This is a genomic window from Anaplasma phagocytophilum str. Webster (assembly GCF_000964685.1).
GTDB classification, from domain to species: domain Bacteria; phylum Pseudomonadota; class Alphaproteobacteria; order Rickettsiales; family Anaplasmataceae; genus Anaplasma; species Anaplasma phagocytophilum.
In genome coordinates, this window is the sequence record NZ_LANS01000001.1 from 405356 (window position 1) to 426141 (window position 20786).

The following is a 20786-nucleotide window of genomic DNA, read 5'->3' on the forward strand; positions in this document are numbered from 1 at the left end:
AGGATAGCACCCACTAACGACTCAACACGCAGCAAGTTCTCTCGCAGACGTCGCTGTAATATCTTCTATGTCAGCAAAAAACCCATTTCTCTTTCAAAGTAAACACTCCCACACTACTAGCGGATACTGCTTAGCATGATTACGCAGAGTACCCCTTGAGCGAACAAAGATACCGACCATTATACTACCCAAGAACTAACAGATACTAAGGCTGCAACCCATGACACCTAAATAAAAAACATACGTTTCTGCCACCCTACAAAAAGCCACGCTATGATAACGTGAACCTTCCTTATACTAAATCAGCCTGCGCCACGCCCTCATGTGTAGATTTGAAGTTCAAGCTAGGACTACATACTCCACTTACTCGGCCTGCTTTTCCCGTAATTTAAAAATCCATACGCCTAACATGCCTATCAAGGCCCCTAACGGTACTACGGCCATAGACTTAACTAACACATCACTACCGTATATCGCATGACCGTCGCTCGTAGCACCATCCCAGTATGCATTAACAATTGCTGCGATAGCCGTGTGGAAAAAGTACCCAAACACCATAATTATCATGTTAGATACTGCAGTTGCTAAGGCAACAGACTCGGGCCCTACGTAGCTTATAGCTTGGCATACTGTAACCAGTTGATATGCAGAAGAAATACCAATAATCAACAGCAATACAAATGCGCTGATTCCAGTACCGCAATGCCCCATTAACATTAATCCAAATGCCAGAACCGTAAAGCCTCCGCAGTAAATTATGATTTTGAAACCATCCACAGACCTGTTTAACATAAAGCTAAATGCTAACGATCCAAGACATGACCCAACAAATACCGTAGACGGTAAAATTGAGGCATACTGGTAGCTGATTCCACATACCTCCGTCAAAAACGCAGTAGCCCATCCATCAGCAAAGCCCTCCAATGAGCCTATCATGAATCCACCTAACAAGCTTATCACCAGTAGTTTTTTGTTGCAAAGTACCTGCTTTATCTGCTTTATAAAACCAGATTTCTCCTGAGAGCTTTGAGTATCATAAAACACGAAAGCTGAAAGCATTGCCAAGGCACATCCACTTCCAATAAGAAACAGTAATACTGTTTTCCATCCGTGCTCTTCTGTTAAAGACAGTACGGGCATGCCTCCATACATAGCACCCAAAAAACCTATAACCATAGCTATGGACGTCATTATGGCAAACCTTTTGCCAAAATACATGTTGGAAACCTTAAAGACCGACAGCGCAGCGGCGGCTGACCCCAATCCCGTAACAATTCTACCACATTGCACTAACTCCCATGAGTTAAACATCAGGGGTAGCACACCCAAAACAGTCAGGAACATACAAACTGGCACAATCCTCTTAGGACCATACCTATCTATCAGTATACCCAGAGGTATGTGAGCTGCTGTATATCCCAAATAGTAAAACGCTGAAAATTGGCCTAGAGAAAACGCACCTACACCATATTTTTCCATGATGATACCAGAAAAAGTGTTTGGCATCACCCGAAATACATACTGCAGAGCATAGAACATGGCTATCAAAAACCATGCAAAAAACCCCCTACTGGCTAAACCTGCACCCTCTCCTCTCACAGCCAATCTCCACCATCAAAAATAAACGTAGGGACATGGTAATTCATAACACCGCATTAGTACAGCGCATCTCTCTAAAAAACCCTTAGAAGCATTGTATGGATATACTAAACCTTTACACTAGAGGAGGCGGCATCCATCTTGTTATGAAGCACCCCCTGCAAAAGCCCCACTATTTTGTTGTGTACGGAATAAACATCACAGATACCATTCTCCTCGTAATCATCACAACGGAGCAATACACATCTATGTTTCTCTTCCTCAGCTATACGTTGAAAGCCCTTCCGCACCTTGTGATAAAAATCCATGCTATTGCTCTCATAGCCATTACGAGTAGCCCTTGATAAGGCCTTTTCTATATCGATGTCTATGATGAACGTCATATCTGGAACTATTCCCATAACCAGGGAATTAAGCTTGTATATTAGATCCAGGTCAATACCACAACCGTACCCTTGGTAAGCCACAGTAGAGTCTACACAGCGGTCACTAATTACTATCTTATTCGCTCTCAGAGCACTCTCTACCACCTTAACAAAGCTCTCTCTGCGCATTGCTAGAAATAGAAATAACTCTGTGAGCTTATCAACCTTGTAGTCTGAAACTGACAAAAACACGCTACGCAGCAGTTCATTAAAAGAAGTGCCCCCAGGTTCTCTAGTCAACACCACATTGTCTTCTCCGTACAGATCAGACATATACTTCGCTAGTAAAATAGACTGCGTGGTCTTACCACACCCATCTATTCCCTCAAAAGTTATGAACATATTACCCAAGGACACTCTAGCAAAACTCACGAACTTCAGCATATTGCGATAACTCTCGCATCGCATCTACTGCACAAACACTAACACAACGCACAGTCCTATCTATGCGACGTAACAAACCGGTTAAAACCTCGCCAGGACCCGCTTCTACAAATTCAGAACACCCATGCCCCAGAAGATACTCTATGCTCTCACGCCACCTAACCCTGCTAACCACTTGCCGTGCCATTAAATCTTTGATGACATCACAATCCTCATGCTCTGAGGCAGAAACATTATAAACTATACCAATCTTCGGTGCTTTGAGCTCCAACGTACTTACAAAATCCCTGAGCTCTTCATACGCAGGATGCATAAGAGAAGAATGAAACGGGCCACTCACACGCAGCCTTATTACACGCCTTACAGCAGTCCCTACAACAAGCTCCGGCAACGCTTCAAGAGCTTCATTCGTACCACTAACTACTATTTGCCCATTACAATTGTCATTTGCTATTTCACACACACCAAATTTAGAAGCAGCCTGCACAACAGCCTCAACGTCCTCTACACAACCACCTATGAGCGCAGACATTCCCCCCTGACACATTTCTGAAGCCTTGCCCATAGCCCTGCTACGAACGTCAAGAATCCTAACTGCAGTAGGTAAATCAATAACACCCGCAGCACACAGTGCCGTATACTCACCAACAGAGTGCCCTATAACATACCTAGCATACCTATCCAAAGGCATGCCAACAACATGTTCCACTGCACGTACCACCGCTATGGAAACAGTCATAAGTGCCAATTGTGCATTACAAGTTGATGTCAGAACCTCTTCTGGGCCATTGAAGATAATATCAGATAGATTCCGACCAAGAGTTTCATCAACTTCGTGAAACACTTCCCGCGCTACAGCAAAGTTCTCATATACCTCTTTTCCCATACCAACAAACTGTGAACCTTGTCCGGGAAACATAAACACAGTAGACACAACTCCACCCCCTAGAGGCTACATGCAATATGGCAATTATTACTCAACACAACCGTAGTAGTCAAAATTATTATAAAAGCTCAAGAAAAATGGCGCGGTATAATTTTCATGGATCGCCCTACTATTCTGCCTCGCACATTAAATCAAATATTCTCCCTCAAATACTACACCTGATTATGCTGCTGAATGCTGTAAGAAGCAGCTTCGATAGGAGAAAGGCCGTACCAATCATTTAAGGGGTGAAAGTTTTTGAGATGTAAGAGAGAATGGTGAAGTAGAGAAGTGTGGTTAGTGTGAAATTCATGAACTTCGTCATTAACGGAGTACTTGTAAAGCACGTAACCATTTTTAGAAGCTATTTCTACTCTATCAGGACGCAGAAGATGTAATTCCTGAATTACATCTTCGCTATTTTTAATGGATAAGATGTATGAATTACCACTGATAAGCCTATAGGTTATTATTCCCTCTATTAGTTCTGAGCGTGTCATGCTGCTGTTTGGCCTTGCAAGCAATTGCAATATCGGGTGGTTATTTATTTGAAACACTCCTCCTTTTGTTATTTTATTCAATGTCAATCTTACTGACCCTGCCGCTGTTGCTATCATGTGGATTGCTCGAAATGCTATTACATTTTTTATGTATCCATTTTGGGCAAAATTTTCGTAGTTCCTATCTTCCCATATTGCTCCTCTTATACTTTCCAAAAACGATAAATCTCCGCTGTTGGTGCTGCATAGGATTCCCTGTATAGCGCACAGGTTTGGGAGTGGCGTCAAGATTGACAGAATGCTCCTGAGATGGTAGGCTCGAGGCTGATTTCGTTTTTACAAAAGGGGCCTGAAAGCTATGAAGAAGGGTATACACCCTGGAGTCTATCCGATTACAGTAATTTTTACTAACGGGGAAGAAAGGGAAATGCTTTCCACTTCTGGAAAGTCTGAAGAAATGGTACGGGTGCATCTGGAAAGCGATAGGTTTAATCACCCTGCCTGGAATCCGGGTTTAAGAACAAGTGGTACCCGCAACAGTAGAGCTGCTAAGTTTGTTAGTAAGTTTGGTGATTTGTAAGGGCACCATATGCAGGACATTGCTTCCCCACGTGGTTGCAGATTTAAAACGGTTGGGTATGTAGCCGCTGCGGGAGGCGAAGCGAAGGTTGCTTGTCTTCGTAATTTTTATGGAGTCGTGAGGATGGAAGAGGCCTCATGCTCCGATATTGACTTGCTTGTTGTCGTCGGAGGCGATGGTCTGATGTTACATAGCCTCCATAATTATGTTATTAGTTCCGCAAAAAGTGTACCTGTATATGGCGTACGTTACGGTACAGTAGGTTTCTTGTTAAATGGCTGTGCTGAAGGGAGTTTGCCGTTCAAAATAGAGAATGCTGTTGCCACAGAATTGACGCTTTTACGCATGGAGGCCGTAGATGTATACGGTCGTAGCCATAGTGCCATAGCTGTAAACGAGGTTTCTTTATTCCGTGGAACTCACCAGGCAGCAAAACTCAAGATTTGTCTGGACGGGAAAACGGTCATGGAAGAGCTGGTTTCTGATGGAATCATAGTGGCGAGTCCAGCAGGTAGCACCGCATATAACTTCTCTGCAGGGGGGCCTATTCTTCCCTTTAACTCCAACGTTATAGCCTTAACATCGGTGAACTCTTTTCGGCCGCGAAGATGGCGTGGTGCTTTGTTGCCTAATAGTGTTGAAGTGGAAATAGAAGTACTGTCACCTGAGCTTCGCACGGTTAGTGCTGTGGCTGACTATACAGAATTTCGAGATATAAAAAGCATTAAAATCCGTCAAGACTGCAATGCTAAGGTCACGCTAATGTTTGACCCAGAACATAGGTTGGAAGAAAGAACCATTGCTGAACAATTCTTAGCATAGGGTCATGTTTACACTATTGCGCATTACTGCTAAAGAACCTATACTCTCCGCAGTGTGAAATCGGCGTAGACGGTTGTGGAGATTGCTTACTCATTTGACGATATCTTGATTATCCCCTCGTTTTCTGATGTCCTTCCCGCTGATACAGAGGTAAGTACATATGTTACGAAGAGCCTTCAGCTCAATATACCAATCATGTCAGCTGCTATGGATACGGTAACCGAGTCTAGGTTAGCCATATCTGTTGCACAACACGGTGGGATTGGGTGTATACACAAAAATATGTCCATAGAACGACAGGTAGCTGAGGTTCAGAAGGTAAAGAAATTTGAGAGCTGGATAGTTAGCAATCCAGTAACAGTGTCCCCGGATGCCACATTAAAGACTGCTCTTTCAATAATGCAGCAGCATAGTTACTCTGGAATCCCAGTAGTTGAGGAAAATAAGAAGCTTGTAGGTATCATTACAAACCGGGATGTGCGCTTCGTTGAAGACATGAACTGTCGCGTGTGCGACATAATGACAAAAGAGAATCTAGTCACCGTACGCGAGGGCGTCAGTCAATCTGAGGCAACCCGCCTCCTCCACAAACATAAGATTGAGAGACTGATCGTGACTGATGAGTATGGTTGTTGCATCGGGCTAATAACAGTCAAAGACATAGAAAAGTTCAATAAGTTTCCAAATTCATGCAAGGATAAGAAAGCTCGCCTTAGAGTAGCCGCGGCAGTGGGAGCAGGGCCACGGGAAGGTATAAAACGAGCAGAGGCATTGATCCACGCAGAAGCTGATGTAATAGTAGTTGATACTGCCCACGGTCACTCTGAAAGAGTAATAAATACTGTAAGAGAAATAAAAACTCTATACCCTGAGGCACAAGTCATCGGAGGCAACGTTGCCACTGCAGCAGGTGCATTAGCGCTTATAGAAGCAGGTGTTGATGCTGTAAAAGTTGGGATTGGACCGGGCTCGATATGCACAACTCGCATAGTAACCGGGGTCGGAGTGCCGCAATTTACTGCTATACGCAATGTTGCTGCTGTCTGTAAAGATGCCGGAGTCGGAGTAATAGCAGATGGTGGCATTAAACACTCTGGCGACATAGCAAAGTCCATTGCTGCCGGCGCGGATGTTGTGATGATAGGTTCCATTTTCGCTGGAACTGATGAAAGTCCTGGAAATACCGTCATATACAACGGAAGAGCATATAAATGCTATAGAGGCATGGGATCGGTAATGGCCATGAAGGAAGGTGCTAGTGATCGCTATTTCCAAGACACTAGTAGTAAATTCATTCCTGAAGGCGTTGAAGGCAGGGTACCGTTTAAAGGAGCTGCTTCAGAAGTAATTTATCAGCTTGTAGGCGGCCTGCGCTCCTCTATGGGTTATACTGGCAATCGTACTATCGCTGAGATGAAACAAAACTGTCAATTCACGGTGATTACTTCCGCGGGCCTGCAGGAAAGTCACGTACATGGCGTGACGATAACTCAGGAGACTCCTAACTATCACCCCCCATTTCAGCAATCACAGTAGCTAGAGTATCTGTTAGTACTGAACATGGTTTTTAGGAGAGCTTATAGAATCTCACGCAGATCTCTTGACCTTTGTTGTTAGGCGGAAACCGCTGGATATAGAGCACATCAGTACAGTACTAAGGGAGCACGATGTAGGTCTAGTGTGCCTTGCAGGATTCATGAGCATACTGCCTGAAAAGTTTGTCACAGATTGGCATCACAAGATAATTAACATTCACCCTTCACTTCTCCCATCTTTTAAGGGATTAAATGCTCAGGAACAAGCCTATAAAGCAGGTGTTAAAATAGCGGGGTGCACCCTACATTATGTATATCAAGAGCTTGATGCCGGTCCTATAATAATGCAGGCTGCAGTGCCTGTGCTTAGAGAAGACACTGCTGAGAGTTTAGCTAGTCGTATTCTAGCTGCTGAGCACGTATGTTATCCCAAGGGTGTGAAGCTCATTGCTCAGGATAAAATCAAGCTTTGCGATGATGGCACTGTGCAATGTACGGGCGAGGATGAGCTCTTCTTATTTCAGGAGAATTTCTAACAAAAAGTTGTGAAGGAACTCTTGCTCACCTTCTATGAACAAAAATCACACTATAAGTCGTCACATAGAATAGAAGGCAGTCAGCCTAGCTCATATAAGGCCTGAAGTTCTTCAATAGGAATCCCACCGTTATCTCGTGAGATCATAACAAAGCCTAGAGAAGGCTTCGGGAAAGGCCAAAAACGTACCGCAACAGCACAATATTTGCATCGGGCTAATAACAGTCAAAGACATAGAAAAGTTCAATAAGTTTCCAAATTCATGCAAGGATAAGAAAGCTCGTCTTAGAGTAGCCGCGGCAGTGGGAGCAGGGCCACGGGAAGGTATAAAACGAGCAGAGGCATTGGTCCACGCAGAAGCTGATGTAATAGTAGTTGATACTGCCCACGGTCACTCTGAAAGAGTAATAAATACTGTAAGAGAAATAAAAACTCTATACCTTGGCAGCACACATCGGAGGAAACGTTGCCACCGCACATGGGCATCAGCACTTATAGAAGCAAGTGTATGCAGAGTCTGTAAAAGTTGGAATCGGATCGTGCTCGATATGCACGACTCGCATAGTAACAGGAGTAGTAATACCATACCAACTGCTTGTCTTGATCGCAAATATCATAAAAACCTAGCAATAGCCTAGTCAAAAGCCGTTAACATGCTACCGCAACACAATATTGGTATCAGACAAAGAGTAAATTGCCCGAGGTGCACAAAAAGTATAGAAGAAAGCCTTCTAATCAGTAAAAGATCACAATTGCCCTAAGATACTCTGCTACTGTGAGAGAGGCTTACGAGAGGTAGAATAATTATTAAGATTTTCGATCTCAAAAACTCTGAAATGAAGCGTAGAATAGGCTAAATAAAAAGCCAAAACGCGCCTTAATAGCACAAAATTTGCATCAGGGAAAAGAGTATATTACTGCAGCATAATAAGAATAGTAGAGTGCAATAAGCTCGATCTGGGACACAAAGAAGTAGGCAAATACGATATCTCTTCCTTATTTCTCCTAAAGCAACTAGTTGTTGATGAGACGCGAGAAAAAGCTTTTAGCACGCTCATAAGATAAACACCATGGCCTGCATACATCCAAGATACAACGGCATTTACAAAGGAAATCACACTAAGGAAAATAAAATTGGCTGGCAGCGACCCTCTCTCCCATGTCTTAAGACAAAGTACCACAGGCGCTAGGAGGCTTAACTTCCGGGTTCGGAATGTTACCGGGTGTTTCACTCCTGCCATTACCACCAGCCAAATATTTCACGACAAGTATTGTAGAAAAACCAATAAAGTTCAATAGTGCAGCCTTAACACTGCACGCACACGCAATGAATAAACCAATCGGGCTATTAGTACCGGTTAGCTACGTGCGTTACCGCACTTACACACCCGGCCTATCAACGTGATAGTCTCTCACGGCCCTGATGGGGAAATCTAATCTTGAGGGAGGTTTCTCGCTTAGATGCTTTCAGCAATTATCCCGTCCATACGTAGCTACCCAGCTATGCCGTTGGCACGACAACTGGTACACCAGAGGTATGTCCAACTCGGTCCTCTCGTACTAGAGTCAGATCCTCTCAAATTTCCAACGCCCACGGAAGATAGAAACCGAACTGTCTCACGACGTTCTAAACCCAACTCACGTATCACTTTAATCGGCGAACAGCCGAACCCTTGGGACCTGCTCCAGCCCCAGGATGTGATGAGTCGACATCGAGGTGCCAAACGGTGTCGTCGATATGAACTCTTGGACACCATAAGCCTGTTATCCCCGGCGTACCTTTTATCCGTTGAGCGATGACCCTTCCATTCGGAATCACCGGATCACTATGACCGACTTTCGTCTCTGCTCGGCCCGTCGGCCTCGCAGTCAGGCAGGCTTCTGCCATTGTACTATAAAAGCTGATTTCCGACCAGCTCTAGCCTACCATCGCACGCCTCCGTTACTCTTTAGGAGGCGACCGCCCCAGTCAAACTACCCACCATACAATGTCCTAGCTCCAGAAAAATGGAGCCTAGTTAGATGTCAAAAACACAAAGGGTGGTATCTCAAGGACGACTCCCCTGGAGCTGGCGCCCCAGTTTCAAAGTCTCCCACCTATCCTGCACATCGCATCCCTAACACCAATGTAAAGCTATAGTAAAGGTGCACGGGGTCTCTTCGTCTACCCGCGGGTACCCCGCATCAGCACGGGGAATTCAATTTCGCTGAGGTGATGCTGGAGACAGCGGGGAAATCGTTACGCCATTCGTGCGGGTCGGAACTTACCCGACAAGGAATTTCGCTACCTTAGGACCGTCAGTTTTACGGCCGCCGTTTACTGGGGCTTCAACTCGGAGCTCTCACCCCTCATATTAACCTTCCAGCACCGGGCAGGCGTCAGGCCCTATACATCCACTTACGTGTTAGCAGAGCCCTGTGTTTTTAGTAAACAGTCGCTACCCCCTGGTTTGTGCCACCTACAAATGGTTACCCACCCATAGGCCACCCTTCTCCCTAAGTTACAGGTGCAATTTGCCGAGTTCCTTCAGCATCATTCTCTCAATCGCCTTAGTATTCTCTACTTACCTACCAGTGTCGGTTTACGGTACGGACTTATTAACTTAAGCGCTATTTCCTGGGACCTTTTTAAGGCATGCGTCAATCCGATAAGACACATACCGGCACAAGATCCGTCACGCTTAAAAGGTTCAGGAATATTAACCTGATTCCCATCGACTACTCCTTTACGGCCTCGCCTTAGGGTCCGACTAACCCTGCGCAGATTGACTTAACACAGGAAACCTTAGGTTTTCGGCGAGAGTGGTTTTCACACTCTTTTACGCTACTCATGTCAGCATTCTCACTTTCGATACCTCCAGCAATCCTCACGGATCACCTTCACAGGCTTACGAAACGCTCCGCTACCGCACCCGGTAAACCAGGTGCCCGCGTCTTCGGTGCATGGCTTTAGCCCCGTTACATCTTCGGCGCAAGAAAACTTATCTAGACAAGTGAGCTGTTACGCTTTCTTTAAAGGATGGCTGCTTCTAAGCCAACCTACTAGCTGTATTGGTCTTCTCACATCCTTCCACACTTAGCCATAACTTTGGGACCTTAGACGGCGATCTGGGCTCTTTCCCTCTCCACCACGGACTTAGCACCCGTAGTGTGTCTGCTGTAAAACTGCATACTGGTATTCGGAGTTTGATTGGATTTGGTAAGATGATGAGTCTCCCTAGTCCATTCAGTGCTCTACCCCCAGTAGCATATGATACAACGCTCTACCTAAATAGATTTCGCGGAGAACCAGCTATTTCCAAGTTTGATTGGCCTTTCACCCCTAGCCACAACTCATCCAATACTATTGCAACAGTAACAGGTTCGGTCCTCCAATGTACTTTACTACACCTTCAACCTGGCCATGGCTAGATCACTTGGTTTCGGGTCTAATCCGTTAAACTTAACGCCCTATTCAGACTCGCTTTCGCTACGCCTACACCTAACGGCTTAAGCTTGCTCAACAGATTAACTCGCTGACCCATTATGCAAAAGGTACGCTGTCACTCATAATCAAAGCTCCACGGCAAGCCGTAGCTCTCATTTTATAAGCTCCAACTGTTTGTAAGCACTCGATTTCAGGTTCTATTTCACTCCCCTCACCGGGGTTCTTTTCACCTTTCCCTCACGGTACTTGTTCACTATCGGTCGCTAAGGAGTACTTAGGTTTAGAGGATGGTCCCCCTATATTCAAGCAGGGTTTCACGTGCCCCGCCCTACTCAAGGATCTATAATCTTCTTACCTGTACGGGACTATCACCCACTATGGTTGCTTTTTCCACAGCATTCCAGTTTCTCAATCACAGACCACTGACCTGTTCCGCGTTCGCTCGTCACTACTAACGGAGTCTCATTTGATTTCCTTTCCTCCAGCTACTTAGATATTTCAGTTCACTGGGTTAGTTTTGCACACCTATGTATTCAGCGTACAATGACCAATAAATTGGCCGGGTTTCCCCATTCGGACATCTGCGGATCAAAACCTGTTGACAACTCCCCGCAGCTTATCGCAGCCTACCACGTCCTTCATCACCTCTTAGCGCCAAGGCATCCATCAAGTGCTCTTATTTATTTATTCATTCGCAGCGATACGTGCAGTATTAAAACCACACTATTTACACTTTATCAGCTAATTGAATCGAGACCATCCCGGAAATTTTTAAGGGACAATCTCTACACAATTGATCTTTCTACAAACTTGTCAACCATCGAACGCCAGACCTAAAATCTAACGCTCTACAGAGCCATAATTGTTAATCAATAATCTCATGCATGTCAACACATTACTTTAAATTTTCTATAACTTTTTTTTACATGCCTCAATTTATAACCAGTAACACCACATATTTTGCTCCAAAATGCCACAAACACTGAGAACATGTTGTGGTTGCGAGATACACTATAACCTAGTATAGGTATGGGGCTTGTAGATGCGAACATACTTTCCTGATTGGCCGTAGCAAAATGACACAGATTACAGAAGGCAGAATCACAATTCCTGCACACACAAAATTTGACCTCTATTATCGCGTGCATAATGTAGAACTCTTACATAAAGGCTTGCCCCTAGTCTGCGTACACGGCATCTCGGGCAACTGCATGGATTTTGAATACTTAGGAAAAGCGGTTTCGAATTTCGCGGTTATCACACCCGATATGCCTGGACGTGGTTACAGTGATTGGTTTGAAGAACCAGAAAACTACAATTACAACACGTATTGCACTAGCGTGCTGCATCTTATGCGACATCTTTGCATTCGTACTTTCAATTTTTTAGGCACATCCATGGGGGGAATTGTCGGTATGTTTCTTGCCGCCCGCTTCCCCAACATGTTAAACAGCTTGATCCTAAATGACGTAGGTCCTTGCATGAGAGAAAGACCATTACGGGGTATTGTGCAATTTCTGTTACAGCCGACGGTATTTAAAGATCTTTTAACCGCAAAGCAATACCTTAGAAGTTCTTTTGCTCATTTTGGGATAGAGAAAGAAGAGCATTGGGAACATCTCGAGCAGCACTGTATCATAGAGCGTGATGGAGATTACGCGTTGCGTTTTGACCCGAAAATCGGGATAGCCTTACAAGACGAAGCAGAACGCGTTGGGTACGTAATGAATCTTTGGGATGTGTGGGATAAACTCAAGTGCGCTATTCTAGTGTTGAGAGGAGAATGCTCCAACATTCTAACTGCAGATATCCTGCGCAAAATGCTCTCAAGTAAGGAAAATATAGACTATATCCTGTACAAAAATGTCGGTCATGCTCCCGCACTTTTTCAGCAAAACAGAATAGATGACGTTTTGCACTGGCTTAACAAAACGTCTACTATCCACAATATGTAGTATTAGAAAGCGTCGGGGTGGAATGCGCTTGAAAAGGGAAGCTTTGCAGAGTAGTATAGCAGGCACTAAAGACATCGGGCGTAAGGAGGTTTTGCACGTGAATTTGACTAACGAATCTGTACTGTCCGCCTATAAGCACATGCTATTTATGCGTCGACTGGAAGAGAAAGTTGGCCAATTGTACGGTATGGGCTTGATTCGAGGGTTCTGCCATCTATATATTGGCCAAGAAGCCGTCGCTGCTGGAATGTATAGCGTATTACAACCTTCGGATTCCGTAATCACAAGTTACAGAGAACATGGGTTTGCGTTATCATCTGGCGAAAGCCCAGGGAAGATAATCGCGGAACTACTGGGAAGAAGCGCAGGTTCTTCCAAAGGAAAGGGTGGTTCCATGCATATTTTCAACGTGCAGAAAAACTTCTACGGTGGCCATGGAATCGTGGGAGCCCAGGTTCCCATAGGTACAGGAATAGCATTCGCCAATAAGTATAAAGCGAACGGTGGAGTCGTGTTCACTTGCTTAGGTGACGGCGCTATAAACCAAGGACAAGTGTACGAGGCCTTTAACATGGCAGCACTGTGGAAATTGCCTGTTGTATACGTAGTAGAAAATAATGAATATGCCATGGGGACTTCAGTAGCCAGATCTTCCTATGTTTCTGATTTGTATAAACGTGGTGAAAGCTGTGGCGTACCGGGTCGCAGAGTTGATGGCATGGACTTGTTTGAAGTAATACGCGAGGTTTCGCAAGCTGCTGCGCATTGCCGTGAGGGCAATGGACCGATTTTACTGGAGATGAAAACCTACCGTTACAGGGGGCACTCTATGTCTGATCCTGCGAAGTATCGTACACGGGAAGAAGTGGAAGAGATACGAAATAATAGAGATCCCCTATGCATTGTAAAGAGCCACATATTAGAGCATAACATGGCTTCAGAAGAGGTTCTTACAACGTGGGAAAAGGAAATACGAGACGAGATAAAGAAGGCCGTTGAGTTTGCAGAGGGTTGCCCTGAACCCAGTGTAGAAGAGCTATATACCGACGTATACAAATAGCTGTAACTCTGAGCTCTACCTGTACGTGAAAGACATGTTCTTTACTCGCTGCGGGCAATCTTGATGCCCAGTTCAGTGCTGAGTGGTAGCTTTTTCTCACAATGAGGTTGTTGTCCACATTTGGTGCTCTTTGGAATTTTTACATACCACCTGAACAAAGCAAAAATACAGATGTATCCTATGGATTTATCCGTATTAATAGACAATGTGCGCAACAAAACAAAATGTACTTTACTGGGAAAGTTACCAAATCGTACATAACGGAAGTGCTCTGTTGCGTAATTTTTCATACTAACTAGTTTCCAGACGGATACATTAGTGTTAGACTGCGGTGTGCGAGTTTTGGATAAAGTGGTTTATGAGAAGTGCTTTACTGATTTTCGTTGTAGTGTTGCTCTACAGTTCGGCTGGACTTTCTAAACAAGAGCCACGTTCTATAGCGGCTGATGATCACATTAAGACCTTGAACTATAATCCCCAGTCTATTCACAAATACACCGGATTTTACGGGTATCAGTCTAGTATCTTATTTGAGGCAGGGGAAACGATTTCCACAGTGTCTATGGGTGATTCAACAGGTTGGCAGCTTGTACCACAGGGTAATAGGTTGTTTATCAAACCTGTCGCTGACAACGCAGATACAAACGTTACTATTCTGACCAATAGACGCGTTTATTATTTTGAGTTACACGCTGAAGAGGCTTCCGGGTTGGACGATCCTAGGCTGGCTTATGAAGTTCGCCTTGTATACCCTAGCTTGGAGGGAAGTATCGGCGGCAACGTCTCTGCTGTTGGTGGAGATGTATTATTTCCATCGTACCAAACTGATGTACCGGACTTAAGGAATCCAGACGTCGCGAGGAAGGGGCTGAATTTTAATTACACTGTATCTCATACTCCGGGCTCAGAGGATATTGTGCCCCTTAGGGTATTTGACGACGGTAAGTTTACGTATATGCAGTTTTCTGGCGTTAATGGTGATTTACCATCAGTCTTCAACGTAGATGCGCAAGGATATGAGTCCTTGATAAATTTTAGAATGGTCGGAGATTATGTGGTCATTGAACGTACATCTAGAGCATTTACTCTACGGTACGGCTCTAGCACAGCTTGTATATTCAATGAGAAAAGGGCATTCCCTGTAGTGAAGGGTGCTGAAAGACGCCGGAAATAAATTGGAGGTTTTATGGCTCATGTGACTGAGATTGGTGATTCTGATTTCGCTGACAAGGTTGAGCGGAAGAGCGGTATAGTGGTTGTTGACTTTTGGGCACCGTGGTGTGGCCCTTGCGTCGCGTTTGCTCCACAACTTGACAAAATTGCAGAGCGCTACTCTGGCAAGATAGATGTTTATAAGCTCAATGTACAAGATCATCAAGAGACACCCATAAAATTTGGTGTCAGTGCCGTACCAACATTGATTGTTTTCAAAAATGGCGTTGAATCAGCCCGTATAGTAGGCGTAAATCTGCAGCAGTTACTGAGTGCTATTGATGGTGCTATAGGTAGCCAGAATTAGTCTGAGAGAGGAGCTAGTTGTATTCGCGCGCGGCGGAAGTCTGATTTTTGTGTTTAAGTGGTGCTGTCATACACAGAGTTTAGGTGCGGTTCTTTGTGCATGTAGTGTGTGTTTGAGACACTAAAGTGCGATGGTGTGCCGCATTGTGTGCATACGCTTATTTTAAGTTTGGGACTGAATAACATGTAGTTTCACAAGTGTATGTTATGTAGTCAGTCGAGAATTTCTTGTTGCATGTGTGTTCTTGCCCTTATAGTTCTAGCCAGTTTGGGGAGCAGGTAGGTATTTAGGTTTTTTCCACATATTGTGTGCGTGTAGTTTCTTGTAAAAGGGTGAAAAGGTCGCTTTGTCAACGATCTAGACAATTTCACTACAATATACGGTTATTTACTGTTCTGGTATAGAATAGCGTAGACAAGAAAATAAAGGTTTGTTAGTCATCACTGAATTTTGCACTCAACTCTTTGTCATCAGGGTCAACAGATTCAATATGTAGTGAAATTTCTTTTATTACTTTATCACAATATTTATGGAGTTCTTTACCTTTATTGAAAAGCTCTACACTTCGTTCTAAGGGTACATTACCAGACTCCAACTCTGCCACTATATTTTCCAGTTCTTTCATCGCTTCTTCGAACTTACTACTGATATGAATGGACATTTAGGCAATACCTGTTACACTTAATGTATCGTACTCTGTTCGTAAATGATTACAAGTGAATAAGAATGGGTCACGTGCACTGGTCCATCGGCCTGCTAAAAACGCGATGCAGTCTGGCACGTTTCGTGGTGATCTTTGGTATGTAGAGTTTGAGCCATCACGCTCGCAGTATGTTGAGGGTTTGATGGGGTGGACAGGTTCAGAAGAAACATTGCAACAAGTACGCATGTGCTTTGGGAGCAAGGAAGATGCAATTGCTTATGTAGAAGCGCATGGTATACCCTATATTTTGCTGCAGGATGCTACTGCTTCGAGAGTTCCTAAGTCATATGCCACAAATTTCTTAAGAAAGAGGGGCTTATAGCCTATCTTCGGCGTTTAAGTTTATAACTAATGTGTTGTGAGAAGATTCTGACTTGTGGTAAAGTACCTCCGTAAATTGCTGTCCTAGTGGGTTTGAAGTTCAGTTATGTTCTTTACTTTGCTGTCCAAGGTCCTTCCTTTGTACACAACTATTCTACTGGGGTTTGTAGCCGGAAAGTTCATCAAGCTTGACAGTTCCACGCTCGGAAAATTGTTGTTCTATATTATAGGACCCTCTGTTGTATTCTTCGGGATTATAAAAACCAAAATCAGCCCGGAGTTTGCGTCCCTACCACTCATAACGTTTGTGATCTGTTGCATAATGTCCTTTGTGGTATACAAGGTCTCCGCACTCGTCTTCAGAGATCACACAAGGAACATGCTAGCTTTTAGTTCTGGAAGTTCTAGTATGGGCTTTTTTGGACTTCCCGTAGCTATAGCGTTGTTTGATGAGGAAACTGTATCTGTATATCTGTTGTGCTACATTGGAATGCTGTTTTTTGAAAATAGCTTTGGGTTTTATATTGTAACACAAAGACTATATTCTCCTCGTCAGTGCGCGAAAAGGCTAATCCTTCTTCCTGCTTTTCACGCGACTATTGCTGCTTTTTTATTAAACTACTTTCATGTGCCGATACCCACATTTTTGTTTGGCATAGCGAACAGTATGACCAACTCTTATATGGTTTTAGGCACGATTTTGCTGGGCATAGCTATAGCTAATATCAAAGATTTTGCGATAGATTTTAAACTTATCGTACTTACAGTATTGATAAAATACGTGGCTTGGCCTCTTGTTATACTTCTGCTAATTTTCCTCGATCAGATTGGACCGGGTTGGTACAACACGCAGGCTTACCAGGCGCTAATTCTGCTTGCGATTATACCAGTATCAAGCACGGGAGTGATACTTGCTTCAATGTTCAATTATCAGCCGGACAGAGCAGCAATGATTTTGCTCATAAGCACTGTAATTGGAATGTTCTACGTTCCTCTTATGATCTCGTTATTGTTGCACGTGCATCCGTAGAACATTGGCATAACTGTAAGATGTTCTTTTCTGGTATGAATGCTAGAGTCCTGCTATGGCGCGCGTGTCTGCTTTATTATGACGCCTGCTGTATAAAAATCGGAAGAAGACGCGCTCTATTTCTTTTATCGGCATAAAGGCCTTAGAAGAAAATAAAAATGCACTGCGCACAGTGTAAGATAAGATGACGTGTTTGTACTTACATAGGTAAGACGATCTACAGTATCAAGTTATAGGCACTGAGTGCCGCGTTGTCTACACAGCAAAATTACCATACTTACTATACGCTCCCGCAATCCTGAACAGCACGTGGGCAGTGTGAAGGTAATGGGATTTATCTTCCTTTGCAAAATCTACGTAGGGCTTCCGAATACTTCTCTGATGGGTATGGCACTTGAATATAAATATGGCATAGGAATCACAACCAAAAATCTAAAAACAGGGATTTTGACACGTAGGGTGAGGGTGCTATAAAACGGACCTATTCAAATGTAGGTAAAAAGAAACCGCCCTTATTTCAACAACCTCACCACCTTCAATAGTTTTAGCTAGTAGCCCAGCCATTATGGTTTTTTCGTCACGATTAAGAGCTACTAGGTCTTTAGCTACTGCGTTGGCGTTGTCGTTAATTTTCGGTGCCCTCGCATTATCTTTACTTCCTGATGATGTTGGCCAGTTCTTACTACCATCTTTTAGAGTTTCTCTAACAAAGTCCTTTAAAACCTGCTGCGTTGTACTTGAGGTGCTGTCGCTCGCGCCGGCTGCACCACCACACAATGCTGTGTCTCTAGAGCTAGCCGTTCCCGTCTCTCCAGCGTACTTCCCGTACGGATTGTTACTTCCGCTCCCCCTCTCCGTCTTACAAATCTTCCCATCAATACTAGAATGAGAAATCTCCACGGCCTTAGCAAACTGAACGATGTCTTTACCAGAGGTCTTGGCAAGAGCAGCGGAAAGCTTATCAGTCTGACCAGTAACAACATCATAAGCTAACTCCTTAGCTAGTAGATATACTGTATCTACTTCTTCCTCTCTAATAATACTCTTCCTCTATCCCTTATACCCTTGGTATTGCTTTTTAAGAGTTAGAGTTATAGCGTAGGCTCTTAGTATGCCTAGAGATCCATAGGTCATTTGGATGCTTGCAAGTGTATTCGAAAGTAACTTACTAATACTCAAATAGTACAGCTCTCTATAACTACAGAACCTTAATTTCCAAAAATCACTATCCTGTTCTGAAGCTACTTCACACTTAAATATATTCCCACAGTGCGGTATTGGGATAACGCCTTTGCCATTAGATTTATCGGTGTAACTTCCCAATATCTCAAAAACAAACCATCATACCTGCAAGAACATCAATTCTGAACATCCGTATACTCGCGTTTGCATCAGAGTATACTCTTGCGGAATCGCGAACTGCTTCTCGCCTTTTCTGATACGCAACACAACTATGCTGCCATCGACGCACCACATCTTCTCACTTAACGCTTTCAGAGTCACCTCTACCAACTCTGGCCTGCAATACGGAGGATCTACAAAAGCGAGATTATATTGCCGCTCAGCATAAGAAAGATACTGCACATCACAACATAAAATACTTAGTAACTTCTCTACTCCTAAACTTGTAGCAGTCCTTCTCACTAATTTCAAATTTGCAGCATTGATATCAACTAAACATGCATGTTTAGCACCCCTAGAAAGCGCTTCAAATGAAAGAGAACCGCTACCACAGAAGATATCACATACCTGCGCATCCTCTATGGAGATGTAAGCACGCAAAATATTAAATATTGCTTCGCGAATAATCGACATCGCAGGCCGGGCATCCAACGAATTTCCGGTGAATATCCGCCTCCCTCTATATTTTCCTGAAGTTATACGTATCATGAAAGCACAGCTAGAATCTCTTAATGAAATGACGCTTTCTCATATTTTCCATCAAACGCGTACTAGCAACAACTAACTTATTAGTGTAGGCAGCATGCTTGATTCTCGCTATTTCATCAGCAGTTAGCTCTCCACCCTCAGATATACCACACAACATGATCAGATCTACCCTGCCATCGCCGCTATCTGAGCGCAAAACCTGATCGGGCTTAGCACCTTCTAACATCAACTGAAGCTTCGATGAAAGATCCCTAACACGCACTACCACGTCCCCAGGTTCAAACCCTAAAGTCTTTACAACATCTGCAAAACTAGAACACCCAACACCGCGCACTCTAAGATCATCCAGTATACTCCCCGCCTCTTTTACCGGCACAGAAAGCTGCTTCATGCTAACGACGCTATTCATGAACCTCTTCTTCACCCGCACCTTACTTAGCAGCTTGAGTAATAAATGCCCCTTATCTATCCTAACAGGGCCAATTATAGACCCCTCTTTCGCGCGCAGCAGCGAGACTTTCACATCATGCACGAAGCCAACTGCAGATGCACCCATGGTACGATCTACGTATACACCGTGCTCCCGATACCTCTCCGCTATCTTGGTCAGCTCAACACCCTTGTGTAGCTCACTAGCCACTGAATCAAGTACCGCACCCGCCCTAAAAGGAACAAACACCTGCTCTAGGTCTAACACTGTTTCTAAAGCATCTGACTTCGCTTCAGCCACATATTGAGAAACCTCATCATCCGCAACAGACAAAAACGGCGCCACCCTAGTGGAAAGTATCTTGCTCCAAATTACCCTGGACCTAACATGTGATTCAATGGACGCAGCATCCAAACCGTTACCAGCAGCACATTCGTCCAAACTCAGCCCACTGCACAGACCTAGCACAGAAAACAACCGCTCCACCTCCTGCGCTACTTCTTGCTTTTCGACGGTAATGCCAAGTTGCTTCGCTTCAAGCTCGAGGATAACCTCATCTATCAGCAGCCCCAATACCTCCCTTCTGTTACCCTCAGCGTAAGCAGTCTTATAAAAAAAACCATTCGCATGCTCCCTCCTATCTACATCAAGACTAGTCAGGACTTTATCATCTACTACGGCCTCTATCTTTACGGAAGCACACCCCTTGCCACAAGGTATAACCAAACACAAGAAACACAGCCAGGGAAACCAGCGAGACATCATTACAAACTACACATAGGCTAGGGTAGGGATTCTACTAGTAAAACATCCCTGTGTCAAAACCCTAATTTTCCAGGAATACACCGCAAGGCACACATTATGTACCGGCAGCCAAACATACCACATACGCGTGGGGCGAACGACCAGGATCGAACTGGCGACCTTCAGTGCCACAAACTGACGCTCCACCGATTGAGCTACGTCCGCCGCAGGCTAAACAACTACCATATCTCTCCCATGGGAGTCAAGCAAGACATGTAAAGCTAAAGCATCTGAGATAATTGCTGTAAAACAATTTTACATGAAGGCTGAAACAATGGCACCCTACTCTCCTTCCAATACAGCTGCCACACTCACCATCAACATACCTAAACAACCAAAAGC

At 44.2% G+C, this 20786-nt stretch carries 16 protein-coding genes, 1 tRNA gene, 2 rRNA genes and 3 pseudogenes; 11 read left to right on the forward strand and 11 right to left on the reverse strand.

Annotated elements, in window-relative coordinates; all coding sequences use genetic code 11:
* Positions 1-363: 363 nt before the first annotated feature.
* The 4 genes from APHWEB_RS01640 to APHWEB_RS01655 form a co-directional block, all read right to left on the reverse strand.
* Positions 364-1599: an MFS transporter gene (locus APHWEB_RS01640; protein WP_020849214.1), complete on the reverse strand. Its 1236-nt coding sequence runs from the start codon at positions 1597-1599 to the stop codon at positions 364-366.
* A gap of 107 nt (positions 1600-1706) precedes the next feature.
* Positions 1707-2366, reverse strand: a complete 660-nt coding sequence (gene tmk, locus APHWEB_RS01645) for a dTMP kinase (RefSeq protein ID WP_011450247.1) — start codon at positions 2364-2366, stop codon at positions 1707-1709.
* 16 nt (positions 2367-2382) lie between these two features.
* Positions 2383-3342: an ACP S-malonyltransferase gene (gene fabD, locus APHWEB_RS01650; RefSeq protein ID WP_011450246.1), complete on the reverse strand. Its 960-nt coding sequence runs from the start codon at positions 3340-3342 to the stop codon at positions 2383-2385.
* Positions 3343-3506: 164 nt separating this feature from the next.
* The gene (locus tag APHWEB_RS01655) at positions 3507-4049 is read right to left on the reverse strand and encodes a phage portal protein (protein WP_020848751.1); all 543 of its coding nucleotides are present in this window, start codon (positions 4047-4049) and stop codon (positions 3507-3509) included.
* Positions 4050-4191: 142 nt separating this feature from the next.
* Here APHWEB_RS01655 and rpmE point away from each other — a divergent pair, with 142 nt between their 5' ends.
* The 5 genes and pseudogenes from rpmE to APHWEB_RS05935 all read left to right on the forward strand — a co-directional run.
* Positions 4192-4413, forward strand: coding sequence for a 50S ribosomal protein L31 (gene rpmE, locus APHWEB_RS01660; protein ID WP_011450244.1), 222 nt, complete (start codon positions 4192-4194; stop codon positions 4411-4413).
* 9 nt (positions 4414-4422) lie between these two features.
* On the forward strand, positions 4423-5235 hold the full coding sequence (locus APHWEB_RS01665; RefSeq protein ID WP_011450243.1) for an NAD kinase: 813 nt from the start codon (positions 4423-4425) through the stop codon (positions 5233-5235).
* Positions 5236-5310: 75 nt separating this feature from the next.
* A complete protein-coding gene (guaB, locus tag APHWEB_RS01670; RefSeq protein ID WP_011450242.1) occupies positions 5311-6771 on the forward strand; it encodes an IMP dehydrogenase in 1461 nt (486 codons plus the stop codon).
* Between the two features lie 34 nt (positions 6772-6805).
* A pseudogene (purN, locus tag APHWEB_RS01675) lies at positions 6806-7306 on the forward strand (phosphoribosylglycinamide formyltransferase); the annotation flags it as partial.
* A 202-nt stretch (positions 7307-7508) separates the two neighbouring features.
* Positions 7509-7890 (forward strand): annotated as a pseudogene (locus APHWEB_RS05935) (IMP dehydrogenase); the annotation flags it as partial.
* Between the two features lie 551 nt (positions 7891-8441).
* On the opposite strand, the gene rrf reads toward APHWEB_RS05935, so the two are convergent.
* A 5S ribosomal RNA gene (gene rrf / locus APHWEB_RS01685) occupies positions 8442-8556 on the reverse strand.
* A 76-nt stretch (positions 8557-8632) separates the two neighbouring features.
* A 23S ribosomal RNA gene (locus APHWEB_RS01690) occupies positions 8633-11422 on the reverse strand.
* 386 nt (positions 11423-11808) lie between these two features.
* On the opposite strand from APHWEB_RS01690, the gene APHWEB_RS01695 reads away from it, so the two are divergent.
* The 4 genes from APHWEB_RS01695 to trxA all read left to right on the forward strand — a co-directional run bounded on the left by APHWEB_RS01695 (position 11809) and on the right by trxA (position 15266).
* Positions 11809-12687, forward strand: a complete 879-nt coding sequence (locus APHWEB_RS01695; RefSeq protein WP_020849213.1) for an alpha/beta fold hydrolase — start codon at positions 11809-11811, stop codon at positions 12685-12687.
* A gap of 22 nt (positions 12688-12709) precedes the next feature.
* The gene (pdhA, locus tag APHWEB_RS01700; protein WP_011450239.1) at positions 12710-13747 is read left to right on the forward strand and encodes a pyruvate dehydrogenase (acetyl-transferring) E1 component subunit alpha; all 1038 of its coding nucleotides are present in this window, start codon (positions 12710-12712) and stop codon (positions 13745-13747) included.
* A gap of 358 nt (positions 13748-14105) precedes the next feature.
* Positions 14106-14921, forward strand: coding sequence for a P-type conjugative transfer protein VirB9 (gene virB9 / locus APHWEB_RS01705; protein WP_011450238.1), 816 nt, complete (start codon positions 14106-14108; stop codon positions 14919-14921).
* Between the two features lie 12 nt (positions 14922-14933).
* The gene (gene trxA, locus APHWEB_RS01710; RefSeq protein ID WP_011450237.1) at positions 14934-15266 is read left to right on the forward strand and encodes a thioredoxin; all 333 of its coding nucleotides are present in this window, start codon (positions 14934-14936) and stop codon (positions 15264-15266) included.
* 433 nt (positions 15267-15699) lie between these two features.
* Here the strand turns inward: trxA and xseB are convergent, their stop codons facing one another.
* Entirely contained in the window at positions 15700-15927 is a 228-nt protein-coding gene (gene xseB / locus APHWEB_RS01715) for an exodeoxyribonuclease VII small subunit (protein WP_011450236.1), read from the reverse strand.
* Positions 15928-15982: 55 nt separating this feature from the next.
* Here xseB and APHWEB_RS01720 point away from each other — a divergent pair, with 55 nt between their 5' ends.
* Entirely contained in the window at positions 15983-16291 is a 309-nt protein-coding gene (locus APHWEB_RS01720) for an ETC complex I subunit (protein ID WP_011450235.1), read from the forward strand.
* Between the two features lie 105 nt (positions 16292-16396).
* Positions 16397-17320 (forward strand): AEC family transporter, encoded by a 924-nt coding sequence (locus APHWEB_RS01725; protein ID WP_011450234.1) that lies wholly within the window; start codon positions 16397-16399, stop codon positions 17318-17320.
* Between the two features lie 501 nt (positions 17321-17821).
* Here APHWEB_RS01725 and APHWEB_RS07130 read toward each other — a convergent pair.
* From APHWEB_RS07130 to APHWEB_RS01745, 4 genes and pseudogenes are all read right to left on the reverse strand, one after another.
* A pseudogene (locus tag APHWEB_RS07130) lies at positions 17822-18390 on the reverse strand (P44/Msp2 family outer membrane protein); the annotation flags it as partial.
* Between the two features lie 271 nt (positions 18391-18661).
* Positions 18662-19210 carry a 16S rRNA (guanine(966)-N(2))-methyltransferase RsmD gene (rsmD, locus tag APHWEB_RS01735; RefSeq protein ID WP_011450233.1) on the reverse strand — a complete coding sequence of 183 codons (549 nt, stop codon included), beginning with the start codon at positions 19208-19210 and terminating at the stop codon, positions 18662-18664.
* A 10-nt stretch (positions 19211-19220) separates the two neighbouring features.
* Positions 19221-20366, reverse strand: coding sequence for a hypothetical protein (locus APHWEB_RS01740; RefSeq protein ID WP_230473095.1), 1146 nt, complete (start codon positions 20364-20366; stop codon positions 19221-19223).
* Between the two features lie 167 nt (positions 20367-20533).
* Positions 20534-20609, reverse strand: a tRNA-His gene (locus tag APHWEB_RS01745).
* Positions 20610-20786: the final 177 nt, after the last annotated feature.

Bases quoted from the DNA above. Each gene is read 5' to 3' on its own strand.
- tmk (WP_011450247.1), bottom strand. From the start codon at position 2,366: ATGTTCATAACTTTTGAGGGAATAGATGGGTGTGGTAAGACCACGCAG.
- rpmE (WP_011450244.1), top strand. From the start codon at position 4,192: ATGAAGAAGGGTATACACCCTGGAGTCTATCCGATTACAGTAATTTTT.
- APHWEB_RS01665 (WP_011450243.1), top strand. From the start codon at position 4,423: ATGCAGGACATTGCTTCCCCACGTGGTTGCAGATTTAAAACGGTTGGG.
- APHWEB_RS01695 (WP_020849213.1), top strand. From the start codon at position 11,809: ATGACACAGATTACAGAAGGCAGAATCACAATTCCTGCACACACAAAA.
- pdhA (WP_011450239.1), top strand. From the start codon at position 12,710: ATGCGCTTGAAAAGGGAAGCTTTGCAGAGTAGTATAGCAGGCACTAAA.
- virB9 (WP_011450238.1), top strand. From the start codon at position 14,106: ATGAGAAGTGCTTTACTGATTTTCGTTGTAGTGTTGCTCTACAGTTCG.
- trxA (WP_011450237.1), top strand. From the start codon at position 14,934: ATGGCTCATGTGACTGAGATTGGTGATTCTGATTTCGCTGACAAGGTT.
- xseB (WP_011450236.1), bottom strand. From the start codon at position 15,927: ATGTCCATTCATATCAGTAGTAAGTTCGAAGAAGCGATGAAAGAACTG.
- APHWEB_RS01725 (WP_011450234.1), top strand. From the start codon at position 16,397: ATGTTCTTTACTTTGCTGTCCAAGGTCCTTCCTTTGTACACAACTATT.
- rsmD (WP_011450233.1), bottom strand. From the start codon at position 19,210: ATGATACGTATAACTTCAGGAAAATATAGAGGGAGGCGGATATTCACC.